The organism is Colwellia sp. RSH04, from assembly GCF_003545765.1.
Lineage (GTDB): Bacteria > Pseudomonadota > Gammaproteobacteria > Enterobacterales > Alteromonadaceae > Colwellia.
Genome location: NZ_QXIO01000012.1, coordinates 91,338 through 101,361 on the forward strand (window position 1 = coordinate 91,338; position 10,024 = coordinate 101,361).

6 protein-coding genes are annotated in these 10,024 nt (G+C 36.6%); 4 read left to right on the plus strand and 2 right to left on the minus strand.

From position 1 onward, the window contains the following. Positions 1-42: 42 nt before the first annotated feature. Complete coding sequence (locus D1094_RS16305; protein WP_259337991.1) at positions 43-525, plus strand: low molecular weight protein-tyrosine-phosphatase; 483 nt, start codon at positions 43-45, stop codon at positions 523-525. Positions 526-637: 112 nt separating this feature from the next. On the opposite strand, the gene D1094_RS16310 is transcribed toward D1094_RS16305, so the two are convergent. Next, a complete protein-coding gene (locus D1094_RS16310; protein ID WP_118961174.1) occupies positions 638-1,687 on the minus strand; it encodes a 3-deoxy-7-phosphoheptulonate synthase in 1,050 nt (349 codons plus the stop codon). 169 nt (positions 1,688-1,856) lie between these two features. Then, entirely contained in the window at positions 1,857-2,666 is an 810-nt protein-coding gene (locus tag D1094_RS16315) for a pyruvate, water dikinase regulatory protein (RefSeq protein WP_118961175.1), read from the minus strand. 195 nt (positions 2,667-2,861) lie between these two features. Here D1094_RS16315 and ppsA point away from each other — a divergent pair, with 195 nt between their 5' ends. From ppsA to D1094_RS16330, 3 genes are all read left to right on the plus strand, one after another. Further along, on the plus strand, positions 2,862-5,243 hold the full coding sequence (gene ppsA, locus D1094_RS16320) for a phosphoenolpyruvate synthase (RefSeq protein WP_118961176.1): 2,382 nt from the start codon (positions 2,862-2,864) through the stop codon (positions 5,241-5,243). Positions 5,244-5,469: 226 nt separating this feature from the next. Continuing rightward, complete coding sequence (locus D1094_RS16325) at positions 5,470-8,562, plus strand: FAD-binding and (Fe-S)-binding domain-containing protein (protein WP_118961177.1); 3,093 nt, start codon at positions 5,470-5,472, stop codon at positions 8,560-8,562. Positions 8,563-8,625: 63 nt separating this feature from the next. Beyond that, positions 8,626-9,771 carry a porin gene (locus D1094_RS16330; RefSeq protein WP_118961178.1) on the plus strand — a complete coding sequence of 382 codons (1,146 nt, stop codon included), beginning with the start codon at positions 8,626-8,628 and terminating at the stop codon, positions 9,769-9,771. Positions 9,772-10,024: the final 253 nt, after the last annotated feature.

Consider the following 10,024-nt stretch of genomic DNA (forward strand, 5'->3'; position numbering starts at 1 on the left):
TGAAGGTATTAAGATTTATTCATTTTTATTGGTGCAGGTAATATGTCAAACGATATGAGTTTAAAAGGAATTAAATCCGTACTATTCGTCTGTATGGGCAATATTTGTCGCTCGCCAAGTGCTGAAGCGGTATTTCGTCATAAAGCGAAAGAGCAAGGTCTTTCTTTGTTTATAGATTCTGCAGGCACTTTAGGGGCACATGCGAAAGAAAGACCAGATCATCGCTCATTAAAAGCGGGTGAAGCGCGCGGTTATTCTTTTGATGGAATTAAAGCACGTAAGTTAACAGTAGCTGATTTTGATAAGTTTGATTTAATTTTGGCTATGGATGATGATAACTTAGTTAACATGAACAATGTTTCACCCAAAGCGCTTCAATATAAAAACCAATTATTCTTAAACTTTGCTACTGAGTTAGAAGAGCAACAAGTGCCTGATCCCTATTATGGCGGCGCAAAAGGCTTTGATTATGTATTAGATTTAATTGAAGCGGCAAGTGATGGCTTAATTTCCCAGATTAAGTAATCGACGATAGATCATAATGCTATCGTGATAATCCTTATTTAGGACGGGTCACAAAATATAAGTAAAAAGGCGATGTTACCATCGCCTTTTTTGTGTTCGATATTTATTGTAATTATTTGCGCTTTTTCACGGCATCAGCGAGTAATGCAAATATTTCTTCAGTGACAGTTAAGTCCACGCATGCATCAGTTATACTTTGCCCGTAAACTAACGGTTCTCCTGGTTTTACCGCTTGATTGCCGGCGGTTAAAAAACTCTCTATCATCACACCAAAGACACTTTGCTCACCATTAATAACTTGCTCAGCTAATGATTTTGCTACATCAACCTGTTTGTTGTGGTCTTTGTAGCTATTTCCATGACTACAATCAACCATAATACTTTCAGGTAAGTTAGCTTTATTTAACTGTTCTGATGTCGAGTTAATATCTTCAGCATGATAATTTGGCTCTTTACCACCGCGCAATATGACATGAGCGTAAGGGTTGCCATGTGTTTGATAAATACACATTTGGCCACTTTTATCGGGTGAATATAATACATGTGGAACGCTTGACGCTTTTATAGCATCAATAGCTATTTTTACATTGCCATCGGTACCATTTTTGAAACCAACAGGACATGATAAAGCAGAGGCCAATTCTCTATGCACTTGGCTTTCAGTCGTTCTAGCGCCAATAGCTCCCCAACTTATAAGATCAGATATATATTGGCCTGTCACCATATCTAAAAACTCTGTGCCTGCGGGTAAGCCAAGATCGTTTATATCGACTAATAAATTACGAGCGAGTTTTAAACCTTTTGCGACTTGGAATGACTTATCCAGGTCAGGGTCACTGATTAAACCTTTCCAGCCTACTGTAGTACGTGGTTTTTCGAAATATACACGCATAACAATAAGTAATTCATGTTTATATTTTTCACGTAAGATTTTTAGCTTTTTAGCGTAATCAATCGCTGCTTCAGTATCGTGAATTGAACATGGGCCGACAATAACAAGTAGACGTTTGTCGCTTCCGTTTATTACCGCTTCAATTTCACGTCGGCTTTCAATAATAAAATCAGCTGTTTTTTCTGTTAAAGGAATTTGCTCAGAAAGCTCAGCGGGCGAGGCTAAATTTTCAATTAGGCTCGTACGTAATTCGTCTGTTTTAATAGTCATGAAAATCTTATGTTTGTTATGGCGCTATTTTCTTTGAGACAGAAGGTATATTAAGAATATATCAAAGTCAGCACAGTATAATCTATGCCGCTAACATAGCTAAATTCACAACTAATGTGAACCGTTTTACTGATAATTAATCACATTAGTTGATATGAATTAGTACAAATTAGTATTTATATCTTTGCAGACCTGTGGCAGAAAGGATTTTCGCGGTAATTTCTTCAACAGAGAACTTAGTCGTGTTGAGGTAAGGTACCTTCTCTTTTTTATAAAGTTTCTCTACCTCTCTCACTTCCATACGACATTGTCTAGCAGAAGCGTATTTACTATTTGCCATTCGACCATCACGGATATCCATTAATCTGTCAGCATCAATTGTTAAGCCAAATATTTTCTTCTTATGGGGCTTTAGAAAGTCAGGTAACTTTAACTCTTCCATATCATCATCAGTAAAAGGGTAGTTCGCAGCCTTAATGCCGTATTGAAGCGCTAAATATAGTGAACTTGGTGTTTTCCCTGAGCGTGATACCCCCACCAAAATAACATCTGCATGTTCATAGTTGCTGACGTTTGAGCCATCATCATTAGCAAGAGCATAGTTAACGGCTTCAATTCTGTAGTCGTAACTATTTTCATGAATACTGTGTGTTCTGTGCGCTTTAGGTTTTGCTTCAAGTTTTAGCTCTTTTTCTAATGGGGAAACAAAATGTTCTAGAAAGTTATAGATAACACCATCGCAGCTATCAATAATTTCACGAATATCGTTGTTAACAAATGTGTGAAAAACTAAAGGCGGTTGCCCTGAGCGCTTATAAGCTTTATTAATGGTTTCTTTCGCTTCATTGGCTTTCTCAATGGTTTCTACAAAAGAGATAGTGTGGTGTTCAAACTCTGTGGGGAAAAGTGACAATAATGCATGACCAAACACTTCAGAAGTGATTGCTGTACCATCAGAGATATAAAAAGCGGAGCGCATTTGAAGTTCCTTATGAAAACTTTTACCTAGTTATACTAAATTGTGATTCTTTTTAGATATAGGGCAGTGTAGAATGATAGCCGTTGAATATAAAGAGGTATTTTTTGAGAAGTTTTCAGTTTTAAAACTATTATTAATAGGTTGTTTAAAATGGAAACCCTAATTTAACTATTTTAATCCTTTTGGAGATGAGTTGTGCAAGAGAACGTACTTTGGTATGAACACCTAGGAATGAATGATGTCGAACGTGTTGGTGGAAAAAATGCTTCACTGGGCGAAATGATCTCAAATTTGGCCAATGTTGGTGTGCAAGTGCCTGGTGGCTTTGCTACGACAGCATTTGCTTTTAATGAATTCCTTGAGCAAAGTGGCATAAATGAAAAAATATATAAGCTACTTGATACGCTTAATGTTGATGATGTTAATGCGTTAGCTGAATGTGGTGCAACCATTAGACAATGGATAATTGATACACCTTTCTTACCTGAAATGCAGCGTGATATCGAGTTAGCTTATGATAAATTAGCAGCAGGTTTTGCTGATGATGCTTCATTTGCTGTACGTTCATCTGCAACGGCCGAAGATATGCCAGATGCATCTTTTGCAGGACAACAAGAAACCTTTTTAAACGTACGTGGGTTAGACGCTGTGATGGTGGCTATCAAGCACGTATTTGCGTCTTTATTCAATGATAGAGCTATTTCATATCGCGTACATCAAGGTTATGATCATCGCGGTGTTGCCTTGTCTGCGGGTATTCAACGTATGGTAAGAAGTGATATTTCATCTTCAGGTGTCATGTTCTCAATTGATACTGAATCTGGCTTTGAAGACGTAGTATTTATCACTTCAAGCTTTGGCCTTGGTGAAATGGTTGTTCAAGGGGCAGTAAATCCAGATGAGTTTTACGTTCATAAACCAACCTTAGCCAAAGGTAACCCAGCGGTTGTTCGCAGAACCCTTGGTAGTAAAGCGATAAAAATGGTTTACTCTCAAAGCCAAGAACACTCTAAGCAAGTTGAAATAATTGATATTGATGAAGCAGATTCAAATCGCTTCTCATTAACTGATGATGAAGTGCAACAGTTAGCGCAACAGGCAGTGATTATTGAAAAGCATTACGGCCGCCCAATGGATATAGAATGGGCAAAAGATGGTTTAGATAATAAACTATATATTGTTCAAGCACGTCCAGAAACAGTAAAAAGTCGTGAAAATGCTAATGTGATGGAACAGTTCCAATTACAATCTACAGCAAATGTTATTTGTGAAGGTCGCTCGATTGGTCACAAAATTGGTAGTGGTGAAGCAAAAGTACTTTCTTCACTTGAGGAAATGGATAAAATTTTACCAGGTGATGTATTAGTAACTGATATGACAGACCCTGACTGGGAACCTATCATGAAACGTGCCTCAGCGATTGTTACCAATCGTGGTGGAAGAACGTGTCATGCGGCCATTATTGCACGCGAAATGGGTATACCTGCTGTTGTTGGTTGTGGTAACGCAACAAAAGTTATATCAACGGGTGATGAAGTAACTGTTTCTTGTGCAGAAGGGGATACAGGTTTCATTTATCAAGGTAAATTGGATTACACGGTAACAACCTCTGAAATTGATTCAATGCCAGATTTACCCTTAAAAATAATGATGAATGTGGGTAACCCAGATAGAGCATTTGCGTTTGCTCGTTTACCTCACGCAGGTATTGGTTTAGCCCGTCTTGAATTTATTATTAATAAAATGATTGGTGTACATCCTAAAGCATTGATTAATTTTGATAGTCAATCAGCTGACTTACAAGATGAGATCAAAGATATTATCGCAGGTTATAGCAGCCCTGTTGAGTTTTATGTTGCTAAACTTACCGAAGGTATTTCAACACTTGCAGCAGCATATGCCCCTGAAAAGGTTATTGTGCGTATGTCAGATTTCAAATCAAATGAGTATGCTAACTTAGTTGGCGGCGAAGAGTTTGAACCTGAAGAAGAAAACCCGATGATTGGTTACCGTGGTGCGTCTCGTTATATCTCACAAGATTTTAGAGATTGTTTTGCTTTAGAGTGTGAAGCTATCAAGCGTGTGCGTAATGAAATGGGTTTAACGAACGTAGAAATCATGATCCCGTTTGTAAGAACGTTAGAAGAAGCTTCTGCGGTCATTGATATTCTTGCTGAACATGGTTTAAAACGAGGTGAGAACGGTTTACGTATTATTATGATGTGTGAATTACCATCAAACGCTTTATTAGCTGATCAGTTCCTTGATTATTTTGATGGTTTCTCTATTGGCTCAAATGATTTAACGCAATTAACGTTAGGTTTAGATAGAGATTCAGGCTTAATTGCACACTTATTTGATGAGCGTAATCCAGCTATAAAAGCGTTACTTTCTATGGCGATAAAAGCCTGTAAAGCACGTGGAAAATACGTAGGTATTTGTGGTCAAGGTCCATCAGATCATGAAGATTTTGCTGCGTGGTTGGTAGAGCAGGGAATAGACAGTGTTTCACTAAACCCTGACACTGTTTTACCTACATGGCTATATTTAGCGGAACAGATGAAAACTACTTCATAGTTAGTTTTCTAAGTTACTGTCGTTAAAACGTCTTAACTTTCATTGGTTAAGGCGTTTTTTATTGCCTGGTAGTTAGTTTTTACATTGAGTTACTTCAACTGTGAACCCTTTTATTCATCAATAAATGTATACAATGCATAAATAGTCACTTTTAGAGGAAAAATTCAATTTCTACATGATATACTCGCGTTAATGTCCTGTTAAAATTTTAAAAAAGCCCCTGATTATGTTGCCCCATATTGATATAAGTGCTCACCTTTCTCCTGTTTATGAAGATTTTGTTCAAGCCATTAAATTAAGTCAGTTTACTGGTGATATAAATACCAGTTACAGTAGTCGGTTGGCGGTTGCTACTGACAACAGTATTTATCAACAGCTACCCCAGTTAGTACTTCACCCTCGAAGTCATCAAGATTTAGCGATTATTGCTAACGTAGCGAGTAAAGATAAGTTTATTGAAATAAAGTTTAGTGCGCGTGGTGGCGGTACGGGTACCAATGGACAAAGTTTAACCCCCGGTATTGTTGTTGATTTATCTAAATACATGAACCGTATTTTAGAGATAAATGTTGATGAAAACTGGGTCAAAGTTGAAGCGGGCGTAGTCAAAGATCAGCTTAATGATTATTTAAGACCTTATGGTTTTTTCTTCGCTCCAGATTTATCAACCAGTAACCGAGCTACTATTGGCGGTATGATAAACACTGATGCATCAGGTCAGGGGTCGTTAGTATATGGCAAAACGTCAGATCATGTTTTAGGGTTAAACTCAGTACTCGCAAATGGTGAAAGTTTAGCAACAAGCCCAATGACATTATCACAAGCTCAAGCGTTAGCTAAAGAGCCAACAAGTCTTGGTAAAATAATGTCACAAGTTTTATCTTCATGTGTAGATAAACGAGAAAAAATATTAGCCAAATTTCCACGATTAAATAGGTTTTTAACAGGTTATGATCTTGAGAATGTTATTCAAACTGAAAATGATGACATAGTAGGTGTCGACCTATCTCGCTTAATTACAGGCTCTGAAGGCTCACTTGCCTTCGTCAGTGAAGCAAAACTGAACATCACCCCTATTAGAGCCGCTAAAACGTTAATTAATATTAAATACTATAGCTTTGACTCTGCATTACGACACTCTCCCCATTTAGTTGAAGCTAAAGCAACCTCTGTTGAGACAATAGATAGCAAAGTATTAAATCTTGCTAAGCAAGATATTGTTTGGCATTCAGTAAGTGACCTTATTAGTGATGTTGAAAATAAAGTCATGGACGGTATTAATATTGTAGAATTTAATGGCGATAGCGTTGAAGGGTTAGCTGAGCAAGTTAGTGTTTTAACCTCTTCATTAGATAAGTTAGTCGCTAGTGAAAAAGATAATTTAGGCGTTATTGGTTATCAAGTAACTTCTGATTTAACAAGCATTAATAAAATATACGCTATGCGCAAAAAAGCGGTTGGTTTACTAGGTAATACTCAGGGTAGAGAAAAGCCTTTAGCCTTTGCTGAAGATACTGCAGTGCCGCCAGAAAATTTAGCCGACTTTATTGCAGAGTTTAGAACATTACTTGATGGGCATAATTTACATTATGGTATGTTTGGTCATGTTGATGCAGGTGTATTGCATGTAAGACCTGCGCTTGATATGTGTGATGAAAACCAAGAGAAATTACTGCGGACACTATCAGATGAAGTTGTTAAATTAACAGCTAAATATGGTGGTTTAATGTGGGGTGAGCACGGTAAAGGTTATCGCAGCGAATACGGGCCTGAGTTCTTTGGCGAAGAATTGTTTTTAGAATTAAGAAACATTAAAACGGTTTTTGATCCATTCAATAAAATGAATCCCGGTAAAATTTGTACGCCGATTGAATCTGATGAACAATTAGTGAGTGTGGATGACGTTAAACGAGGGTTTTATGATAGACAAATCCCAGTAACCGTCAAAGACAGTTTTAATGCTGCATTAGATTGTAACGGTAATGGCTTATGTTTTAATTATGACACTGATAGCCCAATGTGTCCTTCGAGTAAAATTACTAAAGATCGCCGACATTCGCCAAAAGGCAGGGCAGGCTTAATGAGAGAATGGTTACGTTTGCTAGAAAAACAAGGTGTCGATGTACTAGCCCTTGAACAAGATATAAACCATTGGTCTGTAAAAAAATTACTAAACACTGCATTAGAAAAGTTTAAAGTTAATCGTCTTGATAACAGTCAGGACTTTTCTCATGAAGTGATGGAAGCTATGCAAGGTTGTCTAGCTTGTAAAGCATGTGCTAGTCAATGTCCTATAAAAGTCGATGTACCAGACTTTAGAGCGCGTTTTATTAATTTATATCACTCTCGCTATCCAAGGCCAATTAAAGATCACCTAGTGGCGAATGTTGAATTATTAGCACCATTAATGGCTAAGTTACCTAAGGTTGTGAATGGCGTATTATCTTCTAAAGCTTATGAAAAAATATCAAGCAAAGTGATTGGCTATGTCGATACGCCTTTATTATCAGTACCAACACTGGCCGAACAGGTTAAAGAAAAAGGCTATTGTGGCTTTGATTTAGACAAACTTCGACAGTTAACAGCTAAGCAACGCCAACAGTATGTATTTATTGTTCAAGACCCATTCACTTCTTACTATGATGCAAAAACCGTAGAATCGATGATGGCTTTAATTAAAAAGTTATGTTTAGAGCCGATATTATTACCGTTTAAGCCAAATGGAAAAGCGCAACATGTTAAAGGGTTTTTAACTAAGTTTGCTAAAACAGCTAAATCAAGTAGTGATTTTTTGAATCAACTCGCTATGTTATCAATTCCTATGATTGGTATGGATGCTTCGATGGTACTTTGTTATCGAGATGAGTATAAAAAAATACTGTCTGATAAGCGCGGTGATTTTAATGTACAGCTCGCACACGAATGGTTACTTTCTTATATTAATGATAATCCACAGGTAACACAGTCGGTAACTCTTTCTTCTGAGCAACAAGAGTCATTTAAATTATTCTCTCATTGCACCGAAAAAACAGCATTAGTTAACAGTGAAAATGACTGGACCACAATATATAAACACTTTGGTTTATCATTAGATAAAGTGGCAGTCGGTTGTTGTGGTATGGCAGGTACTTATGGCCATGAAGGTTCAAATGTAGAAAACTCTAAGGGACTTTTTGAGTTAAGCTGGCAGAAAAAGCTGGAAGAACTTAATTCAAAACAGGTACTTGCTACAGGCTTTTCTTGTCGAAGCCAAGTAAAAAGATTCTCAGAGAAGAAAGCACGACACCCTGTAGAAGCTTTAGTTGCAGCAATGTCTTAATTTGCTACATTAACATGATGCTGTAATAGCACGTACTTATTAGACTCACTAAAAGGATTATTTATGAATTTCAATCGGTTTTCATTTGTATTAAGTGCTATTTCAGTTTTTGCTTTACCAACTGCACAAGGATTAGAATTATATAATAATGGCAAAAGTACTTTTGATCTTGAAGGCAACTTGTCTATTTATTACCTAAGAAATAAAGATTTTGAAGAAGTTAATGATGGTTTTTCGCGTTTTTATTTTGATTTCTCACATAAAATGAAAGATGACTGGCAAGCTATAGCAAAAATCGAATGGGGTATTCAACTTTCAAACACCGATGACAAAATAATTGTAAACCACAATGGTTTAACAAGTACTGGGCCAGCAACTGATAACTTATGGTTAAGGCAAGGCTATGTCGGCTTTAATCATGACAATTATGGTCAGCTTACCTTAGGTAAACAGTGGGGGGTTTCATATGATGTTGGTGGTGTCACAGACTGGTTTGAAATCTTTGGTGCTGAAGCCTCTGGAACCTATAACTTTGGTACTGATGGCGGTTTTTCAGGTAGTGGTAGGGCAGAGCAGGCTTTACAATATAGGTATAACTTTCAAAATGTTAGTTTTGGTGCTCAGTATTTAGCTTCTGAAGATGAATTACATACAACTGGAGAAAATGGTGAAGAATTATCCGCAGTTTTGAATTTTAGTAACTCTTTTGGATTTTCAGTTATCTATCAAGCGCCTTATGATATCGGCTTAGGTCTTGCTTATAACAAAGCAAAAATTAAATTAAGCGCTAATGGTCAAAGTACAAATGCTGTTGATGATGAATTAATTACCGTGCATGTTACATACAAAACTTTTGATAATATAGGTTTACATATTGCAGCTGTTTATACAGATATGAAATATCATGATATCAATGATGTCGGTAAAATAATGAGCAAATCTTCAGGTATTGAGTTGCTGACATCATATCGTTTTGAAAATGATATATCTGTAATTCTTGGATATAACTCTTTAAAAGATAATTCTACAGGAGCAATTGGTTCTGATGGTACGTTTCATAAGCAGTATTACATTGTTAGTGCGAAATATCATTGGGATGAGAACTTTTATCTTTATGTAGAAAGCAAAATTGATGATTCAACCCTTTCTGAAAACACCACTAGCTTAGCTGAAGATGCTACAGGTATTGGTATGATGTTTGTTTTTTAAATTCAGGCTTATTAAAGTATAAAGGTATTTAGGTTTTGATAAGTACTTATTGCACAACACTCTAAGTATTATGAATATGTTAATTGTAAAAGAATGGTATGTCAGAAAATAAGATAATATTGCTATTAAAAACATCAATTGCTATTGGCTTATGCTTGTTGCTATTAGGAATTTATTTGCACAACTTTAGTGAATATATGGAATCTTTAGGTGTGACAGGAATTATAATCAGTGCATTGTGTATTGCACTTGG

Coding starts and splice junctions, on each gene's coding strand:
- D1094_RS16315 (WP_118961175.1), bottom strand. CDS start 2,666: ATGCGCTCCGCTTTTTATATCTCTGATGGTACAGCAATCACTTCTGAA.
- D1094_RS16330 (WP_118961178.1), top strand. CDS start 8,626: ATGAATTTCAATCGGTTTTCATTTGTATTAAGTGCTATTTCAGTTTTT.
- D1094_RS16325 (WP_118961177.1), top strand. CDS start 5,470: ATGTTGCCCCATATTGATATAAGTGCTCACCTTTCTCCTGTTTATGAA.
- D1094_RS16305 (WP_259337991.1), top strand. CDS start 43: ATGTCAAACGATATGAGTTTAAAAGGAATTAAATCCGTACTATTCGTC.
- D1094_RS16310 (WP_118961174.1), bottom strand. CDS start 1,687: ATGACTATTAAAACAGACGAATTACGTACGAGCCTAATTGAAAATTTA.